The organism is Oceanobacter sp. 5_MG-2023, from assembly GCF_030548165.1.
Taxonomy (GTDB): domain Bacteria; phylum Pseudomonadota; class Gammaproteobacteria; order Pseudomonadales; family Oceanobacteraceae; genus Oceanobacter.
The window spans coordinates 195,828-219,341 of sequence record NZ_JAUORS010000002.1 but is presented as its reverse complement, the minus strand read 5'-3'; the positions used below and the strand labels follow the sequence as shown (position 1 = coordinate 219,341).

Sequence of the window (23,514 nt, the reverse complement as noted above, 5' to 3'; positions counted from 1 at the left end):
CTGTGTTGACATCCTTTCGCCCCATGACATTACCAGCCCAGCGCCCGCTCCCGCAAAGAGGATTCACTCTGCTCGAATTGCTGGTTGTGCTGATGATTATTGGCGGCTTGTTGTCGCTCGTTAACCTGAATGCCAGCGACACCCAGATTCAGGATGAAACCGGGCGTTTTGCCACAACTATGGTAATCGCCATGAACCTCTACCGTGAAGAAGCCGCCTATCGCAACCTGGACCTTGGCCTGGCCATGGACCGGGACGAGCTGATGCTGTTGTCGTGGCAAGACGTTCGTCAGCAGGCCGCCAAGGGCACGCTGTCAGTGGAAGAGCTCAGTGATATCGATAAAAACCCCTGGCAAGCGTATTCCAGTGCATCCCTGAATGCGCCAACCGTGCCGGAAGGTATGGTCATGGCGTTGGTGATAGATGATGACGATGTCGACTTTGAAGAGCTGCTGGACAACGACGAAGGCCCATTACCCGCATTGCAATTTCTGTCATCAGAAGAGTACACCGCCTTTGAACTCACCATTACCCATGACGCCGACAACAGCTTTGCCTTTGTGATTCATGGCGATGGCTTCAATCCGGTGTGGAAAGAGGTGGTTCGATATGAGCAATAATACCTTCAATGCCTGCCGGCGGGCCGATGGTTTTACGCTGCTCGAAGTGATGATCGCACTGACTATTTTTGCTTCCATTGCCATCGTTATCAGTGGCACCACCAGTCAGGCCGCCGACACCTTGCTGACGCTGGAAAACAAGACCATGGCATCCTGGGTGGCTGAAAATCGCCTCGCCGAAATTCGCCTCAGTCACGAAACCCCCAAGGTTGGTACCACTCGGGACACCGTTGATATGGCATCCCGCGAATGGCAAACCCTGACGACCGTGATATCAACCAGCTGGCCCGGAGTTGTACGGGTAACCGTTGATGTATCACTCGAAAGTGAACCCGACTATATCCTCGTCAGTCTGGCAACCATTATGGGTGAACACGGATGACGCGCTATCAGGGCTTCACCCTGCTGGAGGTTATTGTCGCCGTCGCCATTACGGCATCCATCAGTGTTGGCTCCGTGCAATTGCTGCACACCATTATTGTTGCCCGTGATTCAACCGAAGTCCGGTCGGACCAGATGATTGCACTGCAGCGGCTGAATGCCATTGTCAGTCGTGATATTGAGCAGTTTATCAATCGTCCCATTCTGGATGCCTATGGCGATGAACAGGATGCTCTCCTGCTGGATGACGGGGATTACCTGCTCGAATTAACCCGTACCGGCTGGCGTAATCGCCCCGGTGTTGAAGACCCACGTTCAGAGCTGCAGCGTATCGCCTATCAACTGGAAAGCATCGATAGTGATGCCTGCGAAGCCGCCCGGCGGCGTCTGTCCGACTGGGGGATAGAAGAACCAGAAGGCGAGTGTCTGGTGCGCTATGTCTGGTCGGTACTGGATCGCAGTTACGACAGCGAGCCAAGAAGCATGGTGGTACTCGACCAGATTGAGGAGCTGGACATATCGCTACTGGCCGACACCGTCAACAGCGACAGCGACGATGAAGTCACGGATTCAACCTGGTACGACAGCTGGCCCATTGTACAAGGTAGTGATGAATCGGTTATCCCCCAGGGGATGCGTTGGAAAATGACCCTGCCGATCATCGGTGAAGCAACCCGGCTCTGGACGTTGGCACATGATGGTGAGGAACTGTGATGCGCCGCCAGCAATCCGGACTTGCCCTGTTGATTGTCTTGCTGATTTTCGCTGTGGTCAGTGTTTTGGCCACCGTACTGATTGAGCGCCAGGCCAAGGATATCCAACGAACCACTGCCCAGTTGGCACGCCAGCAGGCACAAGCGTTTTTGCATGGCATCGATAGTGTGGTGCGCAGCGGCCTGTATATGGACTGGGACAACGACCCGGATATTGATCATGGCTTGGAAGAGTGGGCCATTGACCGCACGTTTCCGATGGACGAAGGCCAGGTATTTATTCGGATGGTGGATGCCCAGGGCAAATTCAATCTCAACTGGCTGGCTCCGGCTGCCAGTAATCAGAGCGTGTGGCAACAGCGGCTGTATAACTTGCTTAACGACCTGGGGCTGGATGTCACGATTGCAGAGCGACTGGCCGATTGGATGGACGCCGAAAGCCAGGTAGAAAATGACTATATGAGTCTGGAGCCGCCTTATCGTCCTGCTTATCAAATCTGTAAGCACACCTCTGATCTGATGCTGCTCGAAGGGGTCGATACCGACACTTATTACGCCCTGGAGCCTTATGTCACCTGCTTGCCGGTGACGACCCAGCTGAATATCAACACGGCCTCTGAACTGGTAATGTCAGCCCTCGATGCCAACTTTTCCATAACGGACGCACAAGCGGTTGTATCTGCCCGAGGTGATAGCGGGCTGGCCAGTGTCAGTGATTTTCTGGATCTGGATGAAGTGAAAGGTTTTGTGTCGGGCAGCAGTAACAGCAACGACAGCAAATGGACAGAAAGCGATTTCACCGTCAAATCGGAATATTTTGAAGTATTTGGGCGAGTGGATATCGGCACCAGTGGAGACTGGTTTGGTACCAATGAGTTTTTACTCAAGCGCGATGCCGATAGCGGTAATTTCCGTACCTTGTATCGGGACTATTCCCGCCGGGAAGCCAGGCGTTTGCCTGAGTTGCCCAATACCACCCCTTGATTTATTAAATTCAACCAGCGTAAGTGATATGCAGCGAGAAACAGCATGAACACAATCAAAGTGACCTGGCAGGGGCGCGATGCCCAATGGCTGGTGAGCGATCCCAGCAATGATGCTGTCCCGCCCTGCAACCTGGAAGACTGGGCTGCTGACCAACCCGACCTGACTCCAGTACGGATGATTCTGTCAGCGGCCAATTACAGCTGCCACTGGATCGAATTGCCGGGCGTTTCAGGCCGTCACCTGGCCCAGGCATTGCCTTTTGCGCTGGAAGAGAACCTGATCAACGATATCAGTGAATACCTGATTGTACCGGCAGGCAAAGTGGGTGTCCGGGCTCGGGCTTACGTAACGGCCTGTGATCTGGTCGAGCGCCTGCTGGAACAGGCAGAGCATTTACATCTGACAGTGCGGGAACTGATTCCGGAAACCCAACTGCTACCGGAAGCAGCCATTGCCGTTTGGCAGGATCAAGGCTGGCTGGTCAAGCTGCCGGGAGTATTCGAAGGCTGGGTCAATGAGTTTGCCATAATGCCGGTGCTGGAATCCGTACTGGAAGACCAGCAAGGCCTGGGTGTATTAACCATTCACGCATCGGGGCTGGATCAAGCCAACCTGTTGCGCACTACGATTGAGACCGGATTTGCGGATGCCTTCGAGCGCATCGATATTTCTTCGGCGACCAGCGACTCACCAGCGTTACCCACCCATGCCCGCCCGGTCAATATGCTGATTGGCCAGTTTCAGGTACGTCATGGCCAGGCAGACAAGCCACGCTCCTGGTGGCGGCCTCTGGCATCACTGGCGACCGCTTGCCTGCTGATCATGGCGGTTACGCTGTATGTGCAAAACCGGCAGCTGGCCAATCAGAGCCAATATGTTTATCAGCAAAGTCTGGCGCTGTACAAACAGCTATTCCCCGGGGTACGGATACGGGCACTGGAGCGGGAATTTCGCGGCCGACTGGCCGAAGGCAGTCATGGCAACAATCATGGTTTTGCGTATCTGATCAATACCACCGCCAGTGCGTTTCAATCCGTCAACCTCAAAACCATCAAGCTGGACTCAGCGCGTTATAACGAACGCCAGCAAGAGCTGATTATAGAGGTGCAAGCCAGCAACCTCAGTGAGTTGCAGACTCTGCGCCAGGCCCTGTCGGAGCGTGGTCTCGATGCCGAAGTGGCCTCTGCCAGCAATGAGGATAAAAAGGTCAAGGGTCGTCTTAAAATAGGGGAGTCCGCATGAATACGGAGATACTGACCGAAATGCGCCAGCGCCTGACAGCCATCCCTCAGGTGCAAGCTGCCAGCAACTGGTACGGTGCCTTGCCTGCCAGAGACCGACTGGTCGTGCGAGGTCTGGCCTGGCTATTAGGGGCTGCGCTGGTGTACGTCCTGATATTTGCTCCGCTGTTACGGGAAAACCAGCGCGTACAGCGTGATCTGGACAAAAAACTGGACGTTTACAACCTGATTGCAGAGAACGCCGGCAAATTTGGTGGCGCCTCACTGGAAAAATCCTCCGGCCCCATTCTGACCCTGGTCACGCAAGCGGCACGGTCTGATCGCATCCAACTGGATCGCTATGAACAGGACGGGCAGGGGGTTCGAATCTGGCTTGATAATATTGAATTCGATATGTTCATCGCCTGGGTCGAATCCCTGCAAATCCGTCACGGCATTCGCGTGAGTCAGATTACCGTCGACAGTTCCGACTTGCCAGGCCGGGTTGATGTGCGGGCAACGCTGGAAAACGAGTAGTCGAGGGGCTGGCAGTGGCGGATGACTATTCTATTGCTGCTTTATAGCGTATCGCTATGGCCGTTTCGCAATCCGGGCCAAACAGGCTAGCATATAGCCCAAATTTTATTGCGGAAGAGCCGCTCCGGCGCTAATACTCAGAGCATCGACCGCAGTTATTCGACCAGCGCTGGAATAAGCGGGTCACTCACGGAGAAGCGTTATGTCATTTGATTTTGATTTGTTGGTTATTGGTGCCGGTTCTGGTGGCGTACGGGCCTCACGCATGGCGGCCGCCAAGGGGGCAAAAGTCGCCGTGGTAGAAAACCGTTACCTGGGTGGTACTTGTGTCAATGTCGGTTGTGTACCCAAAAAACTGTTTGTTTATGCCTCCGAATACGCTGATAAATTCGCTGAGGCCAAAGGCTTTGGTATCGAAGGAGAGCTCAAGAGCTTCGACTGGCCAACACTGCGTGACAACAAAACCCGTGAAATTGAACGATTGAACGGTATCTACGGCAATATGCTCGGTAATGCTGGTGTTACAACAATCAACGGCACCGCCAGCATCAAGGATGCCAATACCGTCAGCGTCGATGGTCAGGACTACCGCGCAGAGCGCATCCTGATTGCCACCGGCGGCTGGCCGTTCAAACCCGAAGTTCCCGGTGCTGAACTGGCGATCACTTCAAACGAAGCCTTCTTTCTGGAAACATTTCCCAAGCGAGTGGTTGTTGTTGGCGGTGGTTATATCGCCGTGGAATTTGCCGGTATTTTTAACGGTCTCGGTGCCGAGACCGAACTGCTGTATCGCGGCGAGCAAATCCTGCGAGGCTTTGACTCCGGGGTGCAAGAGTTTGCCGCAGAGCAGATTGCCAGCAAGGGAGTTCATATTCGCACCCAGACCGATATTCAATCGATCAGCAAAAACGAGCAGGGCGAACTGGTCTGCACACTCAACAACGGTGACTCACTGATTACCGATTGCGTGATGTATGCCACCGGCCGTCGCCCGATGACCGACGGCTTGAACCTGGAAGCCCTGGGCGTGGAAACCCGCCGCAACGGTACCATTGTTGCCGATGACTTTTTCCGCACCACGGTGCCCAGCATTTACGCACTGGGCGACGTGATCGGCACACCGGCTCTGACGCCGGTAGCGCTGGCGCAAGGCATGAAGTTTGTTAATCAGCAGTTTGATGGCGACACCCAGCCACTGTCTTACGACAATATCGCCACCGCTGTTTTCTGCCAGCCCAATATCGCTACTGTTGGCATGACCGAAGACGACGCAGCAGAGCAATTTGCAGGTGATCTCAGCGTGTTTGAATCCAGCTTCCGACCGATGAAACACACCATCAGTGGCATGCCAGAGCGCTCATTCATGAAACTGCTGGTACAAACCAGTACCGACAAGGTATTGGGCGTACATATGGTAGGGCCGGATGCCGGTGAAATCATGCAAGGGTTGTCCGTCGCAATCAACGCAGGTGCCACCAAGTCTGTGTTTGACAGCACCATCGGGATTCACCCGACAGCGGCAGAAGAGTTTGTCACCATGCGCTCACGGGCACGTTAATCCGGCAGTCTGTACCCGCAGAATCGGCACCGCCTGAAGGCGGTGCACAGACCGTAAGGGCCGGTGGCACTGTCCGTGCCCACCGGTTTCGACCATTTAGCCGCAGAATACCAATCGCACGCTGTCCATCTGTAGCTGGGCTGTTTCAATAGCGGCCAATACCGCTTGCCGTTCCTGCTGGACATCGCTGATCAGCTGTTCCGGGATGTTGGGGTTATGCTGCGCCAGTGCCTGCAATCGCTGCAGGCGATCATCAAAGGCTTCGTTGGCCTTGTTGGTGGCACGCTGGATCATTTTATTCAGCTGACCGCCGCCGAGTTTCTCCAACTTGTAGATCAGCGGTTTGACCTCGTTCATCTTTTGTTCCGCCAGGCCTTTGGCGGTTCCGCGTTTTAGCGGCAAGACAAATCCGGCCAAATCCGGCTCATTCACTTTCAGTTCACCGGTGGGGGTAAAGGTCAGGTGCATGGCATCCGCAGGCAAATAGCGTTCGATCTGTAAATGCTTGGGCGCCGGGCAGGAAGCCACAAACTGCAGCTGTATAAAACAGTCGCCGGTTTTATAGTCATGTTGCTCAACGTAGCCGACGGAGGCGTTGCCAATCGGGCCACTGGTAACCAGCTCCAGAGCCTGGTCGATAAATGGATGCTCCCAACTGAGGAACTGGACATCATCCCGAGTCAGTGCCACTTCGCGGCGAGTAGTGGCCATAAAGCCATCTTCTGGCAGGTACGGTAAATCTGGCACCAGCATATGGTCCCCAGGGGCGAGGGCAATGCAGTCGTTGTCCAGATCGGCCACTTCCACACCAAACGCATCGGCAAACAGCTCAATAAAATCATTCAGCTCTGCTTCATCTTCGATGTGGGTAATGGTCATATCCCGAGCCAGCGAACGTGAACGTTTGGGGTGGCAGGAATGTAATTCCAGCAAGCGGTCACGGCCTTGTTCAAGCTGTTGTTGCAGCTCCATCCGTTCACTGCTGAGAGTGGCGACCAGCGCTTCCATGCCGTCACCGGTCAGTACGGCGTTGTGCACGGCTTCGCGATGACGTTCCAGCAGTGTCTGGGCCGCCGGGTTGGGCTGGGTAAATACATCCAGCCCTTGATGCAATAGCTGTTGCCAACGACCAGTGGCATGTTGCTCAAAGGCCAGGCTGTGAATCTGGATTTCATTGGCCTGACCAATACGGTCAAGACGGCCAATGCGCTGTTCAATCAGGTCGCAGTTAAACGGCAAGTCAAACAACACCAACTGATGGGCAAACTGGAAGTTGCGGCCTTCGCTGCCGATTTCCGAGCACAACAGCAAGCGGGCGCCTTGTTCCGGATCGGCGAAGTAGGCAGCGGCACGGTCACGTTCAACCAGATCCATATGTTCATGGAATACCGCCACCTGCATGCCGTGCTTTTCCCACAGATAGGCTTCCAGGTCGAGCACTGTGCTGGCGTGATGGCAAATCAGTACCATTTTGGCCTTGCCCGTTTGTTTTAACAGCTCCAGCAGGTGACTGACCCGGGGGTCATCCAGCCACCAGAATGCCTGGCCCCGTTCGGGGAACAGTACGGCATTGATATCATCCGGCGCGGCTTCATAATCCGGTATCGCCAGCTGATTCAGGTGGGGGACGCGAGCCGGGAAGCCAGAGACACCATGACGGGTATTCCGGAACATGGCTCGGCCGGGGCCGCGACGATCAATCAGGGCATCCAGCAAACGGTTGTTGCCCTTGTCTTCTTCCAGTGCTGTTGCCAGGTCTGGCAAGAGTTGTTGCAACTGGCCTTGTTGCTCGGCACTCAGCGGCTCGTTTTCTGCCAGGGCACCGGCCAATTCAGCAATGGGCTGGTAGGCCTGTTGCTCGGCAAGGAACTGATCCAGGGAAGGGTAACGATCAGGGTCCAGCAGGCGCAAACGGGCAAAGTGCCCTTCAATACCAAGCTGTTCCGGTGTTGCTGTCAACAACAGGATGCCGGCACTGGCTTCGGCCAGATCTTCGACCAGCTGATACGCCGGGTCCTGATGTTCCGGTGTCCAGGTCAGGTGATGCGCTTCGTCAACAACAATCATGTCCCAATCGGTGTTCATCATGGCCACGGCGACATCTGGTTCATCGGCCATCGACATCGGGCACAAATGCAGCTGGGAGTTACCAAACAAATCGGTATTGCCCGTTTCAATGGCTTCATCAATGTCGTCTTGCTGCAGGATGCTGAAGCGCAAGTTGAAGCGGCGAATCATTTCGACCAGCCACTGGTGCAACAAGTGATCCGGCACCAGTATCAATACTCGCTGGATCCGTTGCTGCAGCAATAACCGGTGCAAGATCAAACCGGCTTCGATGGTTTTGCCCAGACCAACTTCATCGGCAAGCAATACCCGCGGAATGGAATCCTGGGTGACTTGTTGAGCGATATACAACTGATGTGGCAACAGGCTGGTACGAGCACCCAGCAAACCATAGAAAGGCCGCTGGCGTAATTTGGTGATTTGCTGGAAGCAAAGCTGGCGCAATTCGTAGAGGCCATTGTTATCGATCTGGCCGGAAAACAGGCGATCGGCCGGCTGGTTTAGCTGAATGGCGCCACTGAGCTGGATTTCAGAAACCGAACGACCCTTGGTGAAATAGAAAGCGATATCGTCCATCACCTCCACATCATCCACTTCGATAACAGAGCCATCCTGAAGTGGAACGACATCACCGACCTTGAAGATTACCCGGGTAAGCGGCGCATTGTGGCTTGCGTAAGTGCGAACATCGTCAATGGAAGGGAAATAGAGAGTAACAGAACGAAAATCGACGCTTTGAACAAGACCCAAACCGAGATCGGTTTCAGCTTCGCTGATCCAACGCTGGCCAACTGCATACATAGTGATATTTATCCCGAGCTTTTAAACAAGACAGACGTCAGAGCGTATGATATTCAGATGCTATCAAACACTCGCGAGCGGCGCGAAGTCTACCGCATGCTTGCTTGTGAGGCCATGAGGATGGCGCCTTTGATGCGGGTTTCTGTGGCCAAAATACATTTTGGAATGGCAGAGATGAAGCATCGTCACACAATGGCAATTATTGGTGATTCTGAATGGCCAGAGGGTTGTGGTTTTATGGTTGGATTTCTCTTATATTTCCGATAATTGATATTATCGGAAGTTTAGGAATAACCCGATCCGGTACCCGAAAACCCCGACATCCGGCTGCTTTCTCTGGTTACCTTGCTTGTATTCCGGCTAACTGGGCCTCCAGTTGGCGAATCTGACCAAGGCTGATCGCTTTGGCTTCTGCCAGTTGGCGGTTTTCCTCGGCCAGTCTGTCGCACTCCGTCCGGTTGTCAGCCGCTGCCTGTGTTGCATTGTCGAGTAACAGACTCAAGCGTTGTTGTTCGTGCTGGCTTGTGGTCAGCTGCTGATTGTTGGCGGTGAGTGATGCCTGCAGCTTGTCGTTCTGTTGCTGCAAGTCCGCGATGGCTGTGCGGCTGTGCTCAAGGTGAATGTCGGCTTCCCGCTGCGCTCGGCTGGCTTCTGTCAGTGCTTGTTTTAATCGGCTTATTGCCAGGGATTGCTGCTCCAGCTGTTGAGCCTGGCTGATATTGAGCGTGTCCAGCTGGTTGTTTTTGGTGCTGGCAGCGTTCAGCTGTTGCTGCAAATCCTGCTGTCGGTCTTCCAGTTGTTGTAATGAAAACCGGAATTGCTCGCGCTCTTGCTGGCGATCGCTGGCCATTTGCTGCTGATAGTGTTCAAAATGGTCGCGAATATCGCGATTTTCCTGGCGTAATTCGGCGATGGTTGCCCGGCATTCGACCAGCTGCTGGCGAGTTTCATCCAGTGTCGCATCGCTTTTCACCAGCTTCAGGGTTTGCTGCTCCAGGGTTTGCGAGAGCTGTTTGCGCTCAGCCTTGAGTCTTTCTATCTGTTCCTGCTGCTGGGTGTTTTCAAGGCTGGTCTGTTGTTGTAGCGCAACAGCCTGGGCCAGTTCTTCCTGCATGGTTTGCAGCTGCTGCTGGGTGTCGGCTTCAATCTGTTCAATCTTTTGCTCTGCCAGCGCCTGAGCCTGGGCATACACCAGCTTGAGTGCCTGGAGTAATTCGGCTGGCAATCCGTCGCTGTTGCTGTGTTCGTCACGCTGCTGACGCCAACGCTTGAGTAATGGCGCGATAGTGCTCTTGCTACCGGTGCCCAGATGCTCCCGCACCCGATCCACTGTCGGCTCGGTGCCTGCCTGGGTAATGGCGGCCGCGGCCTGGTCAACATCCTGATATGTCACCCCTGTTCTGCCCACTGTTTTTTATCCCCCGATATGTTGGTGCGATTAATTCTGTTGGCTACCGCCTTTGCGCGGCTGGACCTCTGGCTTTTCGGCAGCTGGCTGAAGTACTTGCTTCAGGCGGCGCATTCCGGTTTCTGTCGTGTTATTTTAAATCGTATTACGTAACACGTAATATTACATAATTTATCTGGAAATATAAAAATAAAAATTCAAAAATATAACCAGCGATAATAAATGTTATCGTTGGTTATAGTAGTATAGGTACCCTGTCAGCCCTGTACCGGCGGTACAGCCCCCAGCGGGCCAGTTACATCACAGGAGAAACCATATGAGCAAGACCCCAATCAGCCATCCTCTCCCCACAACCGGGGATGCCAATAAAACGCCGCCTCTGGCCTCAGCACCTCCGCTTCCAGCGTCTCAAACCGCGGCACAGCATTATTTGTCCCAGGCAACTTCCGACAACACCCGGCAAGCGTATCGATCGGCCATCCGGCAATTCGAAAAATGGGGCGGTCGACTGCCTTGCGATCACAACACCCTGGTGCGCTACCTCCTGGCAAAAGCGGTGGTACTTAACCCCAGAACCCTGGATTTACACCTGACGGCCATCAGTCAGTGGCACCACTATCAGGGCATGACCGACCCGGTACGAGATCCACTGGTGCGGAAAATCATGGAGGGGATTCGCCGCACCCACGGTCGCCCCAAACAGAAGGCCAAGGCATTACGGCTGGAGCACCTTGCACAGATGGTGTCCTATTTGAGAGGCTTACCGGATAGTCCGAGGCAGCGGCGGGATATCGCCATTGTCCTGACCGGCTTCTTTGGTGCTTTCCGGCGCAGCGAACTGGTTGCCATCCAGGCTGAAGATCTGACCTGGGAGCCAGAGGGGTTACTGATTCACTTGCCGCGTTCAAAAACCGACCAGCAAGCAACCGGACTGGTACGGGCCTTGCCGTTTGGAGATGCCAGCTGCTGCCCGGCCAGCGCCATCAAAATATGGATGGACGTGGCCAGCATTACCAGCGGGCCGCTGTTTCGTCCAATCAACCGCTGGGATCAGATTCAACCCCGGCAGCTGAATCCGGGGGCAATCAATACGCTGTTGAAGTCACTGGCGCAGGCGTGTCAGTTTGATTTTGCTCCCGATCTCAGTAGTCATAGCTTTCGCCGTGGCCTGTCGACATCCGCAGCGCGGGAACGGATAGACTTCGAACTGATCAAGAAACAGGGCGGCTGGCGGAACGATGCCACCGTGTGGGAGTACATAGAGGAAGGCCAGCAATTCAGTGATAATGCGTCACAGATTCTGATGGATAAAGTCACCAGCCTGATGAATCAAGCAGGCTCAAACCGTTCATAACACCAGACGGATATCAGCTCAGGGAAATATATGACCATAGAAGTGATTTACCAATACATATTCGGGGCAGCTGCCCTTGCCCTGCTGTGCGTTGTCGCCAGCGTGTTTACCCGGCGTATTGGTGCTCCGGTGTTATTGGTGTTTCTTGGTCTGGGCATGCTGGCCGGCGAAGATGGCCCCGGAGGCATCAAGTTTGATGACTTCAGCCTGGCCTTTCTGTTTGGTAACGTCGCCCTGGCAATTATTATTTTTGATGGCGGCCTTGGCACCCGCAAAGACACCTTCCGCGTCAGCCTGAAACCCGCACTGTCACTCGCCACCATTGGCGTTATCGCGACCGCATCCATAACGGGCTTTGCCGCTCATATGATTCTTGGCCTGCCATGGCAAGAAGGTTTGCTGATTGGAGCCATCGTGGGCTCTACCGATGCTGCGGCCGTATTTGGCTTGCTGCGCGGTGCTGGTCTGGAGCTCAAGGAACGTACCGGCGCCACGCTTGAAATAGAGTCCGGGTCAAATGACCCGATGGCCATCTTCCTGACCATCACTCTGGTACACCTCATACAACTCAGCGGCAGTGGCAATCAGATCTGGACCATTCTCAGTGAGTTATTCCGCCAGATGGGGCTGGGGCTGGCCATCGGTTTTGCTGGCGGTTATTTACTGGTACAAATGCTGCGGCGCTTGCCGCTCTCTTCGTCCTTGTATCCCCTGCTGGCACTGGCGGGCGGCATTAGTCTGTTCGGCCTTACAACCCACTGGGGAGGCAGCGGTTTTCTGGCTATCTTTATCGCCGGAGCCATGATTGGCAATACCCCTCTTCCCTACAGCAATGACATTCATCGGTTTCACGATGGCATTGCCTGGCTCAGTCAGATCGGCATGTTTTTAATGCTCGGTTTGCTGATCACGCCCAGCAACCTGGTGCCGATTATTTTCCCGGCCGTGGCCATTGCCTTTGTCCTGATCTTTATTGCAAGGCCGCTGGCCGTCGCGGCGTCATTACTGCCCTTTCATTTTCCATGGCGGGAACAGGTTTTTATTGGCTGGTGCGGCTTGCGCGGCGCGGTACCGATTATTCTGGCACTGTTCCCCTCACTCGCAGGCCTGGAACACACCCAGACCTACTTTGAACTGGTCTTTTTTGTTGTGTTGATTTCTTTGGTTCTGCAAGGGTGGACCATTGCGCCGATGGCCAGATGGTTACAGATAGAACTGCCTCCAACCGCAAAAGATCCGGAGCATTTACACCTGACCATCAAGCACGAACAAGACAAGGAGTTGCTGATTTATCCGGTGCTGGCTGGCAGTCGTGCTGTCGGCCTGAACGTTCGGCGCTTGCCAGCAACAGAAGGCAGCCAGGTCGCAGGCGTGATTCGTCAGGGCATACTGATAAAGGATACCGACCAGCAAAAGCTGCTATGTGATGATCAGGTAATGATCCTGGCGACCAGCAGCGCCAAATCAGAACTCGGCCGCGTTTTTGCCCCGGCTGCACAGTCTTCACTGCTTGAATCGGCTCGTTTCTTTGGTGAGTTTGTCTTGCATTCCGAGGCCCGGTTGTCCGATGTTGCCATGGCTTACGGCTTTGAGGTTGATCCTCTTGATGCTGCCCTGACCGTCGAGCAATATATTGTCCATCAGTTTCATGGTAAACCCGTTGTTGGAGACCATGTGGTACTGGGACGCGTCAAACTGATCGTCAAGGAAATTGAGGGCGACCATATTGTATCGGTTGGTTTGAAGTTGGGAATACCGCAGAAGTAGCCGCCAGAAAAACATTCACACAGCGCCAAAGCAGGCGCAGACAACAAACAAGACACAGGAGTCAGAAATATGGATGTTTTTGCGATCATCGCTCGATCATCTTTTACAGAGATTGCAGCGCTGCTTGTACTGGCTGCGCTGATGGGGTTCGTTGGCCTGTTAATGAGGCAACCGCTGATTGTCAGTTTTATTGCCGTTGGTCTGGTAGCTGGGCCATCCGTACTGGATATTGTTCACTCCACCGCTCATATCACCCTGTTGTCCGAGCTTGGCATCGCGATCCTGTTGTTTCTCGTTGGCATCAAGTTGGATGTAAAACTGATCCGCTCCATTGGTGGTGTGTCGGTTATGACAGGGCTGGGCCAGGTCGCCTTTACCTCGATCATTGGGTATATCATTGGTTTGGCCATCGGGCTGGATCAAATCACCAGCCTCTATGTCGCCGTTGCCCTGACCTTCTCGTCCACAATCATTATTGTGAAATTGCTGTCAGATAAACGGGAAATCGACTCGCTACACGGCAAAATTGCACTGGGCTTCCTGATTGTTCAGGATCTGGTCGTGGTCCTCGCCATGATTGTACTGGCGACCATTGGCATCGGCGCCAATCATGATGGTGCCAGCACAACGTCCATCTGGAATGTCGCTATTTCAGGCGCCGGACTGGTGTTACTGGTGGTGATATTTGTTCGCTATATCGCTAACCCCTTGACTGAGAAACTGGCCCAGGCTCCCGAATTGCTGGTGATCTATGCCATTGCTCAAGCAGCGTTATTCGCAGCGATTGGCGATCTGATCGGGCTGGGCATGGAGGTGGGCGGCCTCTTGGCCGGGGTCGCTCTGGCCTCAACACCGTATCGGGAAAGCATTGCCGCGCGGCTTGCGCCATTACGTGATTTCTTACTGCTGTTTTTCTTTATTGCTCTGGGCTCCACTCTGGACCTGTCACTGCTCGGCTCTCATATTACCGGCGCCATTATATTCTCGCTGTTCGTCTTGATTGGTAATCCGCTGATTGTTCTGGTGATCATGGGAGCCATGGGCTATCGCAAAAGAACCGGGTTTCTGGCTGGCCTGACCGTTGCTCAGATCAGTGAGTTTTCTCTTATCTTTATTACCATGGGAATCAGCCTGGGACATGTGCAAGCGGATATTCTCGGGCTGGTCACACTTGTGGGGATCGTCACCATTGCAACCTCAACCTATATGATCACCTATTCTCACCAGCTTTACGCACTGTTCGAGCCAGTGATCGGGCTGTTTGAGCGCGCCGGTGCTCCCCGTGAGCAGCTGATAGAGCAACACACCAATGCCAAGCATGCGGTGATTATTTTTGGCCTGGGCCGGTTGGGAACAGCCATTGCGGTACGACTGCAGAATCAGGGAATCAAGGTGCTTGGGCTAGACTTCAACCCGACAGCCATCAAGCGCTGGAATCATTTAGGGCTGGATACCGAATACGGCGATGTGACCGATGCAGAATTTATAACCGAGCTGCCGCTCGGGCAAGCCCACTGGGTGGTATCAACGATTCCGCATCACCATGTCGGGGTTTCCTCCGAAGATACCCGTAAAACCATTATTCAATTAACCCGCGCCGCAGGGTTTGCAGGCAAGCTGGCTACGGTATCGCAAAGCAAGGCAGAAACAGAAGAGCTGAATATGCTGGGTGTTGATCTTGTTCTGGAGCCTTTCCAGGATGCCGCCGACCGCGCCTCTGAATTGTTACTCGAAGGGCTTGACCAGACACATCCCGGTTAATCCATCCGGGCTTCAAACGGTTGGCATATACGGTGCTGCATATGCCAACCACTAACCGTCAGTAACGGTAATCTTCCCTGCCTGCCTTCCCCGCCTATCAGCAATCAGCAATCGCCCCGGCTCGACGACAATACGCTGATGCCGCTGCCGGGGTAATTCACAGCCGTCAGGACTCAGCGGCCGTTCTCATACGCCGAAGCGCGAGTCGAATCTGCTTTTCAACTTCAATAATAGTAAACAGCGCCACGCCGACTCCGAAGATCAGCACGCATTCCAGTAGCGGAATCGCTTCGGTCGCAAAGATAGCTTGCAGTGGTGACCAGTACGTCATACTGAGTTGCGCCACCATAATCACCAGCACCACAGCCCAGACTACCCTGGTTCCTCGAACGGCCTTCCAGGTCAACGACGTGCTGTAGATGTTGCGAATAAAGAACAAATGGAAGATTTCCATCACCACCAGGGTATTCAGGGAAATGGTCCGGGCGAGTTCGACCGAATGACCCTGCCCGATGGCATAGTGATGGATACCAAAAACGCCGCATAGAAACAGAAAGGAAACCAGCAAGACATGCCAGACCAGCTCGCCACCCAGCAACGGCTCATTGCGAGCACGTGGCGGTCGGCGCATGGTATTGTCTTCTGTTGGCTCAAAGGCCAAGGCAATACCAAGCGTAATCGCGGTAATCAAGTTAACCCATAATAATTGAATGGGGGTAACCGGCAGTGTCATTCCCCAGAGCAAGGCCACCACAATGGTCATCGCCTCCCCGGCGTTGGTGGGCAAGGTCCAGCTGATGACTTTTTTGAAGTTATCATAAACCGTACGCCCTTCGCGCACGGCCGAGACAATGGAGGCAAAGTTATCGTCCGCCAACACCAGCTCTGCAGCTTCCTTGGCCGCTTCGCTACCTTTTTGCCCCATCGCGATACCGGCGTCCGCACGTTTCAGTGCTGGCGCATCGTTTACTCCGTCACCCGTCATGGCCACGCGCATACCGATGGTTTGTAATGCCATTACCAAACGTAATTTATGTTCCGGGCTTGTTCGGGCAAAAATATCGCAGTCCAGCACCTCCTGACTCAGAGCGGCATCATTCAAATCATCCAGATCTGCCCCTGTCAGTACCTTGTCTGCATTGTGCAAACCGATCTGTTTGGCGATGGCGGCGGCGGTTTTGGTGTGATCCCCGGTAATCATTTTTACCCGAATCCCCGCGCTGTGGCATTCCGCAATGGCGGTTATTGCTTCCGCGCGAGGCGGATCCATCATCCCGACCATACCCAACAAGGTCAGGGAGTCCGCTACATCATCATATTCCAGCACGGTATGCTCCGCGGTAACCGGCCTGACCGCCAAAGCCAGCACCCGCTGGCCAAGGGCGGCAATGGATTCGGCTTGTGCATTCCAGTAGCCCAGGTCCAGAGGTTCTGTTGCACCTTCGGTACAGCGTTGATTGGTGCACATCGACAAGATTTGTTCGGGCGCACCTTTAACAAAAATAAACGCCTGATGCTCATGATCGTGATTCAGCGTCGCCATAAAGCGGTGGCGGGCATCAAAAGGGATAGCATCGGTACGCGTCCAGAGCGCCTGCTCCTGGGGAGGGTTCAGCTGCATCTTGCCAGCAAACGCCAGCAAGGCCCCTTCCATCGGGTCGCCTTCCACAATCCAGGCGGCATCATGCTCACGCAGGGCAGCATCGTTACAAAGCACAGAGGCCCGGGCGAGCTCTTCAAGCATGGTGTGCCTGGCAGGCTGCACCTCATCAGTCCCCGACTTGAGCACGCCGCTTGGCTCATAACCATTGCCATCAAGAGAAAACAGGTGCTGATGCGTCAGTACCGAGGCCACCATCATCTCATTACGCGTCAGCGTGCCGGTCTTGTCGGTACAGATAACTGAAACAGACCCCAGTGTTTCGATGGCGGGCAAGCGCCGCACAATCGCATTGCGCCGGGCCATGGCTTGAACCCCAATCGCCAGGGTAATGGTCAACACTGCGGGCAGCCCTGCCGGAATCGCCGCCACCGATAGCCCCACTACAGCCATAAACATATCGGTAAAATTGTAATGCGCTACAAAATGGCCAAATACAAGCAAGACAGTAGCCACCACCAGAATAAAAATAGTCAGCCATTTGGCAAAGACATCCATCTGGGCAACCAGTGGTGTGGTCAGAGTCTGAACCCCGGACAACAACCGACTGATGCGGCCTATTTCGGTGTCCGGGCCAGTGGCAACCACTACCCCTCTGCACTGGCCACTGGCGACCAGGGTGCCGGAAAACGCCATGCAAGCCCGGTCGCCCAATGATGCCTCTTCAGCCACCGCCTGGGTGTCTTTTTCCACCGGTACCGATTCACCGGTTAAAATGGCTTCCTGTATCGAGGCACCATGGGCGGTCAACAGGCGCAAATCCGCAGGTACTTTATCGCCGGCTTCCAGCAACACAATATCGCCCGGTACCAACTGCTCACCGTCAACCGTAATTCGCTCACCATTACGAATCACATTGGCACGAGGGGCCAGCATATGCCGAATGGCATCCATGGCCTGCTCGGCCTTGCCTTCCTGAATAAATTCAATAATGGCATTAACCACGACCACGGCCAGAATAACGCCAGTGTCGACCCAGTGGCCCAGCAGCGCAGTAATCACTGCAGAAGCAATCAGTACATAAATCAGAACATTGTGGAAATGCTGCAGAAAACGCAGCAACACATGACGCCGTGGTGCTTGCGGCAAGCGGTTAGGGCCATGAGCCGCCAAACGCGTAGTGGCATCTGTCGGGTTTAAACCGCTGGCAGAGGTTTCGAACGCCTCAAGCGCTGCCTCTGTTGTGGTGTTGTGCCATCGACTCGTAGGGGGGTTGTCTTCGGAATGCTGCATGCCTGCCTCCTTGCTACATAAAATTCAGTCTTACTCTATCCAACCACCCAATAGCGACACCAACCTATATCAATAAATAGTTGGAAAATCTGGGTTTTTGGTCATCGTATAATCAGTCCGTTTGTTGTAAAAGCTGCTGCCCGGTACAGCGGCATGCTGACTACCCTGCGCCGTCAAGGGCTGCTATAAATACTCCCTGTATTTCCGATAATCCCAAAGGTGTTCATTATCCATGTCCACGGCCTCTCCCATTGCTTTTATCGACAATCTGAATTACCTCAGCAGCCCATTAACAGATGCCCGCCAAGTCCTGTTACGCCAGCCATCCCTGAGAGAGATCGAAGGCAGCTTTGACGATCTGGTGCATTCTTTTGAATTCCTGGTCAGCTTTAATGGTTCAACCGCTACCTTTAACAGCTACCGCCGTGAGATCGAACGTCTGTTGCAATGGACGTTTACTGTGCGTCAATGCGCTCTTGGCGAGCTGCGGCGCGCCGACCTGGAAGACTACATCGGTTTTTGCCAGTCCCCGCCTGATTGCTGGATTGGCACCAGCCAGGTTGCACGTTTCAGCAAAACGCCTGAAGGGCGAATCCCCAACAGCAAATGGCGGCCGTTTGTGATTCAACCCGACAAGTCATCTTTGGCGGGAGCGCGCCCCGACGTCTTTGCACTATCGCAAAAAAGCCTGCAGTCGGTATTTGCGGTTTTATCCAGCTACTTTAATTATCTTATTCAGGAAGATTACCTCCAGACCAACCCCGTCGCTCTGATTCGGCAAAAAAGCAAATACCTGCAGCGTCACGCCTATGCCGAACCGATTCGCCGCATCTCCAACTTGCAGTGGGATTATATTCGGGAAACGGTCACCCAATTGGCAGACGACAACCCCCGGGAGCATGAACGTTCACTGTTTATCATGTTGTGCCTGTTTGGCATGTATCTGCGGATTTCCGAGCTGGTCGCCGATGAACGATCCACCCCGGTGATGGGTGATTTTCAATGTGATCAGGATGGTAACTGGTGGCTGCGGGTGGTCGGCAAAGGGAACAAGGCCCGTATGGTGACGGTATCCGATGATATGCTGGCGGCGCTGGTGCGTTATCGGGAACATCTCGGTTTGACGCGTTTGCCGCTACCTGGTGAGCAAACCGCCCTGATTCCCAAACTGAAAGGTCGGGGTCCGGTAACCAGCACTCGGCAAATTCGTTATCTGGTGCAATTCTGTTTTGATACGGCGCTGGAGCGAATGACTCAGGAAGGATTGGCCGATGAAGCCCAGGAGTTACGTGTTGCCACCGTACACTGGTTAAGGCATACCGGAATATCGGAAGATGTTCGCACTCGACCGAAAGAACACGTCAAGGAAGACGCAGGCCACGCCAGCATGGCAACTACCGACCGTTATATTAATACACAAATGCGCGAGCGCCATGCCAGCGCCCGCAACAAAAAACTGAAGCCCGGGTATTAACCCGGGCACTGCCCATCAGGACATATGCTGACCACCGTTGGCGGAGATATTACTGCCCGTTACAAACGCGGACGCATCTCCGGCAAGGAAGCTGATAACGTTGGCGATTTCTTCTGGCTGACCAAAACGACCAACCGGAATACCTTTCAGAATCTGGTTACGGATTTCTTCCGGTACATCCATGATCATGCTGGTGGCAATATAACCAGGAGATACCGTATTCACGGTAATACCCTTGGAAGCCACTTCCTGGGCAACGGCTTTGGTAAAACCATGCATACCGGCTTTTGCTGCTGAATAGTTGGCTTGCCCGAACTGGCCTTTCTCTGCATTAACAGAAGAAATATTAATAATCCGGCCCCATTTCTTTTCCAGCATCTCGTTGATCACCAGACGCGTCATATAAAAAACAGATGACAGGTTGGTGTTGATCACGTCATGCCACATTTCCGGGGTCATTTTTTTCAATGTGGCATCACGAGTAATTCCGCCGTTGTTGACCAGAACATCAACTGAGCCAAATTCTTCGCGAATCTTGTTGATACAGGCTTCGCAAGATTCCCAGCTGGTAATGTTGCCAAAACCAAGGGCAATATCATAACCCTCGCTTTTCAGCTTTTCTTGCCAGGCCTGGGCTTTCTCATGCGACCCTCCCGAATAGTATCCAGCGACCACCTGATAGCCATCATCATGCAGTCGCTTACAGATGGCAGTTCCTATTCCGCCAGTTCCACCGGTAACCAATGCAATACGTTTTGTCATCCTTCCACTCCTTTTGCGTTTCGGTTTACTGTTTTCCAGCTGCTGTTGTTGTCAGCGGCATTCCATCTTACAACTCGTCAGTGACCAGACTATTGCATCTCATCAATACTGTCTTCTAGCACCGATTCAAACGTTAACTCTGACACGTTTAGATACACCTTACATGCGTTCGGATGAATGAGACATTGAGCTGAGTTATACTTCCTGCCCTTTTTCTGCCAGTCATCGTCTTCCATGAAGTTTGTCGTCAAGTTCTTCCCTGAGATTACTATTAAATCCAAGTCAGTGCGCAAGCAAATGACAAAAATTTTGCGCGCCAACCTACGCACTCTGACGCGCAAACAAAACATTTCGGCCGATGTCCAGGACCGCTGGGATAGCCTGGTCATCGAGGTCAATCTGTCAGCCACAGAAGACATCGCCATGACGCACCGCCATATGGTGCAGATCCTGTCTCACACTCCCGGCATCGGTTATGCGCTGGAAATTGACGAACACCCGTTCGAATCACTGGACCAGGCCTATCAGCTGGTACGTGAAGCCAATCGTGATGTATTGGAAGGAAAAACCTTTTGCGTCCGCGTCAAACGGGCCGGTAATCACGACTTCACATCCCATGACGCTGAGATTTATATGGGCGGCGGTTTACTGAAGGAAACCGGTGCCATTGGTGTTTCGCTGAAAAACCCGGATGTTGTCGTACATGCCGAGCTGCGCAATGACAAGGTACAGGTCGTCAAGCGCCGTATCCCTGGCCTGGGGGGCTTTCCTCTCGGTAGCCAGGGGGATGTACTGTCATTGATCTCTGGTGGCTTTGACTCCACCGTCGCCAGCTATCTGCTCACCCGGCGCGGCCTGAAAACCCACTTCTGTTTTTTTAATCTTGGTGGCAGCGCCCACGAGATCGGCGTCAAGCAAGTGGCCCATTACCTCTGGTCTTGTTATGGCGAAAGCCACCGGGTGAAATTTGTCACTATTCCTTTTGAAGAGGTAGTCGCTGAAATTCTGACCAAGGTCGATAACGGTCATATGGGGGTAGTGCTCAAGCGTATGATGATGCGGGCCGCCTCACAGGTGGCAGACAATCTGAAACTGCACGCCCTGGCTACCGGAGAAGCCGTCGCCCAGGTATCCAGCCAGACCATCTCCAATCTGGCCATTATTGACCGTGCTGCCGAGCATATGGTTTTAAGGCCGCTGGCGGCGATGGACAAGCAGGATATTATTACCATTGCCCGTCGTATCGGAACGGAAACCTTTGCAGCCAATATGCCGGAATATTGTGGCGTCATCTCGGTCAATCCACTGACCCATGGCGAGCGCAGCAAAACAGAAGCAGCCGAACAGGCCTTTGACTTTACGGTACTGGAGCGGGCCTTGCAGCGTTCAAGCTATCAGCGTATCGATCGGGTGTTAGAGGAAACGGGCAGTGGTCTGGAGGATGTTGCCTTGCTGACAACTCCCGCCCTGAGTGATGAAATTATTGATATTCGCCATCCTGACGAAGCGGCGGACGCGCCTCTGGAACTCGCCAACAACCCGGTCAGACATATTCCATTCTATGAACTGGAAAGCCGCTTGCGAGAGCTCGACACCAGTGGCCAGCAGCGTTACCTGCTGTACTGCCACAAAGGCACCATGAGTAAAGTCCACGCTCACCACATCAATCAGACACACCCGGGACTGTTCGGGGTATTTATGGAAAAACGCTGAGTGCGCCGACCTGATGATCAGGCAGCAGAGACAAATACACCGCCAGGAGGCGGTGTATTTACAAGCAAGGCCATCTTGTATTTACAGGCGATTCAAGCCATTTAATGCCGCAACACGATAGGCTTCTGCCATGGTTGGGTAGTTAAAGGTGGTGTTGATAAAATAGTTCATGGTATTGCCTTCACCTTTCTGGTTCATGATGGCCTGACCGATATGAACAATTTCCGCTGCCTGGTCACCAAAACAGTGAATACCCAGGATTTCCAGCGTTTGGCGATGGAACAGCAATTTCAGCATACCTACCCCTTCGGCCGTAATCTGAGCCCGGGCGATGTTCTTGAAGAACGCCTGCCCCACTTCGTAAGGGATTTTTTCCTCGGTCAGCTGACGCTCGGTTTTACCGACCGAGCTGATCTCCGGAATGGTGTAGATACCGGTAGGTACAGAATCCACGTAGTGGAAGTCAGACGGACAGGCAATAACCGATGCCGCTGCACGACCCTGGTCGTACGCTGCTGAGGCCAGCGCCGGCCAGCCAATCACATCACCAATGGCGTAGACGTTCTGTACCGCAGTGCGGTATTCCTTGTCGACTTCAATCTGCCCACGGGAATTGGCTTCCAGTCCCAGATTCTCCAGCCCCAGGTTTTTGGTGTTGCCACTTCGACCAGCAGCCCACAAGAAAGCATCAGCTTTGACCTTTTTACCAGACGCCATGATCATGGTGACAAAACGATCATTACTCTCAACGGAGTCAAACTGCTCGTTGTGCCGGATCAATGCCCCCTTGTCACGCAAGTGATAGCTCAATGCGTCGGAGATTTCATCATCAAGGAAATTCAATAACCGGTCGCCGGGGTGAATCAGATCCACCTTGACGCCAAGCCCGGAAAAGATCGAAGCATATTCACAACCAATCACACCGGCACCATAAATAATAATGGTCCGCGGCGTATGGCTCAGTGTCAGAATGGTGTCGGAGTCATAAATGCGCGGGTGATTAAAATCAATACTGCTTGGACGCCATGGGCTGGAACCGGTTGCTACCACAATCTGGTCGGCGTGCAGGCGTGTATTGCTGGTATCACCTTGATATACATCTACCGTATTGGCATCTGCAAAACGGGCTTTGCCTGTGTATACGTTAATACGGTTGCGACCGTAAAACTCGGTACGCAACTTGACCTGCTTGCCAATGACTTTTTCGGCACTTTTTAATACCTGTGGAAATGAGAACCAGCGTGGCTCACCAATCTCCCGGAACATATTATTGGTATTAAACTGAATAATCTGTTTGACGGCGTGACGTAATGCCTTGGAGGGAATGGTCCCCCAATGAGTACAGTTACCGCCGACCATCTTCTTGTCTTCAATGACGGCCACTTTCTTGCCGTGTTTGGCAGCATTCATTGCTGCCCCTTCTCCCGCAGGGCCGGCGCCAATAATGACTACATCATAGCGGTAATCTGCCATCTAACAGTGCTCCCATATCCAGTGA

General features: G+C 53.6%; 18 protein-coding genes. 13 read left to right on the top strand and 5 right to left on the bottom strand.

All coding sequences use genetic code 11. The features are described from left to right. Window positions 1-5 precede the first annotated feature (5 nt). The 7 genes from gspH (at window position 6) to gorA (ending at window position 6,016) form a co-directional block, all read left to right on the top strand. A complete protein-coding gene (gene gspH, locus Q4551_RS02530; RefSeq protein WP_303431610.1) occupies window positions 6-620 on the top strand; it encodes a type II secretion system minor pseudopilin GspH in 615 nt (204 codons plus the stop codon). After that, on the top strand, window positions 610-1,002 hold the full coding sequence (gspI, locus tag Q4551_RS02525; protein ID WP_303431609.1) for a type II secretion system minor pseudopilin GspI: 393 nt from the start codon (window positions 610-612) through the stop codon (window positions 1,000-1,002). The genes gspH and gspI overlap by 11 nt, the downstream gene beginning before the upstream one ends. Continuing rightward, the gene (gene gspJ, locus Q4551_RS02520; RefSeq protein ID WP_303431608.1) at window positions 999-1,715 is read left to right on the top strand and encodes a type II secretion system minor pseudopilin GspJ; all 717 of its coding nucleotides are present in this window, start codon (window positions 999-1,001) and stop codon (window positions 1,713-1,715) included. Before gspI ends, gspJ begins: the two co-directional genes overlap by 4 nt. Then, a complete protein-coding gene (gspK, locus tag Q4551_RS02515) occupies window positions 1,715-2,698 on the top strand; it encodes a type II secretion system minor pseudopilin GspK (protein WP_303431607.1) in 984 nt (327 codons plus the stop codon). Before gspJ ends, gspK begins: the two co-directional genes overlap by 1 nt. Before the next feature lie 45 nt (window positions 2,699-2,743). Next, on the top strand, window positions 2,744-3,943 hold the full coding sequence (gspL, locus tag Q4551_RS02510) for a type II secretion system protein GspL (RefSeq protein ID WP_303431606.1): 1,200 nt from the start codon (window positions 2,744-2,746) through the stop codon (window positions 3,941-3,943). After that, window positions 3,940-4,458, top strand: a complete 519-nt coding sequence (gspM, locus tag Q4551_RS02505) for a type II secretion system protein GspM (RefSeq protein ID WP_303431605.1) — start codon at window positions 3,940-3,942, stop codon at window positions 4,456-4,458. The genes gspL and gspM overlap by 4 nt, the downstream gene beginning before the upstream one ends. Window positions 4,459-4,660: 202 nt before the next feature. After that, window positions 4,661-6,016 carry a glutathione-disulfide reductase gene (gene gorA, locus Q4551_RS02500; protein WP_303431604.1) on the top strand — a complete coding sequence of 452 codons (1,356 nt, stop codon included), beginning with the start codon at window positions 4,661-4,663 and terminating at the stop codon, window positions 6,014-6,016. Window positions 6,017-6,112: 96 nt separating this feature from the next. On the opposite strand, the gene rapA is transcribed toward gorA, so the two are convergent. Then, complete coding sequence (rapA, locus tag Q4551_RS02495; RefSeq protein WP_303431603.1) at window positions 6,113-8,833, bottom strand: RNA polymerase-associated protein RapA; 2,721 nt, start codon at window positions 8,831-8,833, stop codon at window positions 6,113-6,115. On the opposite strand from rapA, the gene Q4551_RS02490 reads away from it, so the two are divergent. After that, window positions 8,819-9,151 carry a hypothetical protein gene (locus Q4551_RS02490; protein ID WP_303431601.1) on the top strand — a complete coding sequence of 111 codons (333 nt, stop codon included), beginning with the start codon at window positions 8,819-8,821 and terminating at the stop codon, window positions 9,149-9,151. The two genes, rapA and Q4551_RS02490, sit on opposite strands and share 15 nt — an antisense overlap. A 73-nt stretch (window positions 9,152-9,224) precedes the next feature. On the opposite strand, the gene Q4551_RS02485 is transcribed toward Q4551_RS02490, so the two are convergent. After that, entirely contained in the window at window positions 9,225-10,277 is a 1,053-nt protein-coding gene (locus tag Q4551_RS02485; RefSeq protein WP_303431599.1) for a DNA-binding protein, read from the bottom strand. Between the two features lie 331 nt (window positions 10,278-10,608). On the opposite strand from Q4551_RS02485, the gene Q4551_RS02480 reads away from it, so the two are divergent. The 3 genes from Q4551_RS02480 to Q4551_RS02470 all read left to right on the top strand — a co-directional run bounded on the left by Q4551_RS02480 (window position 10,609) and on the right by Q4551_RS02470 (window position 15,174). Beyond that, the gene (locus tag Q4551_RS02480) at window positions 10,609-11,646 is read left to right on the top strand and encodes a site-specific integrase (RefSeq protein WP_303431598.1); all 1,038 of its coding nucleotides are present in this window, start codon (window positions 10,609-10,611) and stop codon (window positions 11,644-11,646) included. A 30-nt stretch (window positions 11,647-11,676) separates the two neighbouring features. After that, window positions 11,677-13,413 carry a potassium/proton antiporter gene (locus tag Q4551_RS02475; RefSeq protein WP_303431597.1) on the top strand — a complete coding sequence of 579 codons (1,737 nt, stop codon included), beginning with the start codon at window positions 11,677-11,679 and terminating at the stop codon, window positions 13,411-13,413. Window positions 13,414-13,482: 69 nt separating this feature from the next. After that, on the top strand, window positions 13,483-15,174 hold the full coding sequence (locus tag Q4551_RS02470) for a cation:proton antiporter (RefSeq protein WP_303431596.1): 1,692 nt from the start codon (window positions 13,483-13,485) through the stop codon (window positions 15,172-15,174). 166 nt (window positions 15,175-15,340) lie between these two features. On the opposite strand, the gene Q4551_RS02465 is transcribed toward Q4551_RS02470, so the two are convergent. Continuing rightward, window positions 15,341-18,067 carry a cation-transporting P-type ATPase gene (locus Q4551_RS02465; RefSeq protein ID WP_303431594.1) on the bottom strand — a complete coding sequence of 909 codons (2,727 nt, stop codon included), beginning with the start codon at window positions 18,065-18,067 and terminating at the stop codon, window positions 15,341-15,343. Window positions 18,068-18,299: 232 nt separating this feature from the next. On the opposite strand from Q4551_RS02465, the gene Q4551_RS02460 reads away from it, so the two are divergent. Then, window positions 18,300-19,541 (top strand): site-specific integrase, encoded by a 1,242-nt coding sequence (locus tag Q4551_RS02460; RefSeq protein ID WP_303431593.1) that lies wholly within the window; start codon window positions 18,300-18,302, stop codon window positions 19,539-19,541. 15 nt (window positions 19,542-19,556) lie between these two features. On the opposite strand, the gene phbB is transcribed toward Q4551_RS02460, so the two are convergent. Next, window positions 19,557-20,303 carry an acetoacetyl-CoA reductase gene (gene phbB, locus Q4551_RS02455; RefSeq protein WP_303431592.1) on the bottom strand — a complete coding sequence of 249 codons (747 nt, stop codon included), beginning with the start codon at window positions 20,301-20,303 and terminating at the stop codon, window positions 19,557-19,559. Between the two features lie 234 nt (window positions 20,304-20,537). Here phbB and thiI point away from each other — a divergent pair, with 234 nt between their 5' ends. Next, entirely contained in the window at window positions 20,538-22,016 is a 1,479-nt protein-coding gene (gene thiI / locus Q4551_RS02450; RefSeq protein WP_303431591.1) for a tRNA uracil 4-sulfurtransferase ThiI, read from the top strand. Window positions 22,017-22,097: 81 nt separating this feature from the next. On the opposite strand, the gene sthA is transcribed toward thiI, so the two are convergent. Beyond that, window positions 22,098-23,489 (bottom strand): Si-specific NAD(P)(+) transhydrogenase, encoded by a 1,392-nt coding sequence (gene sthA / locus Q4551_RS02445; RefSeq protein WP_303431590.1) that lies wholly within the window; start codon window positions 23,487-23,489, stop codon window positions 22,098-22,100. Between the last annotated feature and the right edge of the window lie 25 nt (window positions 23,490-23,514).